The 1,126-nt window shown below is 43.5% G+C and carries 1 protein-coding gene; it reads right to left on the reverse strand.

Annotated elements, in window-relative coordinates:
* Nucleotides 1–171 precede the first annotated feature (171 nt).
* A complete protein-coding gene (locus tag ETF27_RS10635) occupies nt 172–1,125 on the reverse strand; it encodes an IS30 family transposase (protein ID WP_130828935.1) in 954 nt (317 codons plus the stop codon).
* Nucleotide 1,126 lies beyond the last annotated feature (1 nt).

Raw genomic sequence — 1,126 nt, forward strand, 5'->3', positions numbered from 1 at the left:
TACCTTTTGCGATGCAAAAGGTCATGAATTGGAGTGCAAAAGCTAAGCTTTTAAGTCTCATTTAATATCATTCTGATTATCAGTAGATTACGAAGTGTGTCTCGAATATGGTTTTTGTCATATAATTTCGTGGCAATGGTTGGGGGGCGGATTCCATAAGCAAGTGCAAAATTACACAATTCTTTGTTTAATCATATCTTTTGGCTTTTGAAATTGATTCTTTTTTCTTGGTCTGTTGTTTAATTTCTCTATTATATGTTTTATCATTCCCTTGGATATACCTTTGAAATTGGTCTTCTTAGGTATATATTGCCTGATGAGTCCATTCATGTTTTCAATTGCCCCCTTTTCCCATGAGGAGTATGGATGCGCAAAATAAACAGTTGTACCTAGTTTCCTTGCTATAATCTCATGTGCTGCAAACTCACTTCCGTTGTCCGTGGTAATAGTCCTGACTGGCAATTGGGACTCTCTAAGCAGCCGCACCACGGCATGCGCCAAAGGTACGGCCTGTTTTCCCGTTTCAAGTTTCTCCATGAGCATATAACAGCTCTTCCTGTCCACCAACGTTACGATGGCACCTTTTCCATTCTTTCCCACGATGGTGTCCATTTCCCAATCGCCTATGGAACGACCGTCTGCCTCGACGGGTCGTTCGTCAATCGAAACTCTGTTAGATATCAGTGCGCTGCCCGACATATTAGATGTCCTGCCCTTGTGCCCGCCATGGCGAAGGTGTTTCCGGATATTATCCTTATGGTGCGGGGAACTGGCTGCTATCCAATTATAGATAGTAGACTTGGAGACCTTCATGCCTTCCTCTCTCCTAAGCCAGCCGGAAACTTCCTCGGGGGACCATTGCTCATGGCGGATAAGTTCAAACACACGGCTGCGGACATAAGGCTTGACAGAACGGTTGCCAGGGTTGTTCGACTTGCGACGGCGAGCTCTGAGTATTGCCAAATGACAGCTGTAGATACCCTTCTCATTTGAATTACGATTAATTTCGCGAGAGACGGTACTTACAGACACGCCAATTGTCTCGGCTATAAAACTAAGTGAGAATTTCTTTTGGAGTAACACACTTATTGTGTATCTTTGCTCCGAGGTTAATTGTTTATACATT

Origin of the sequence: Prevotella brunnea (genome assembly GCF_008016795.1) — a bacterium.
Classification (GTDB): Bacteria; Bacteroidota; Bacteroidia; order Bacteroidales; family Bacteroidaceae; genus Prevotella; species Prevotella brunnea.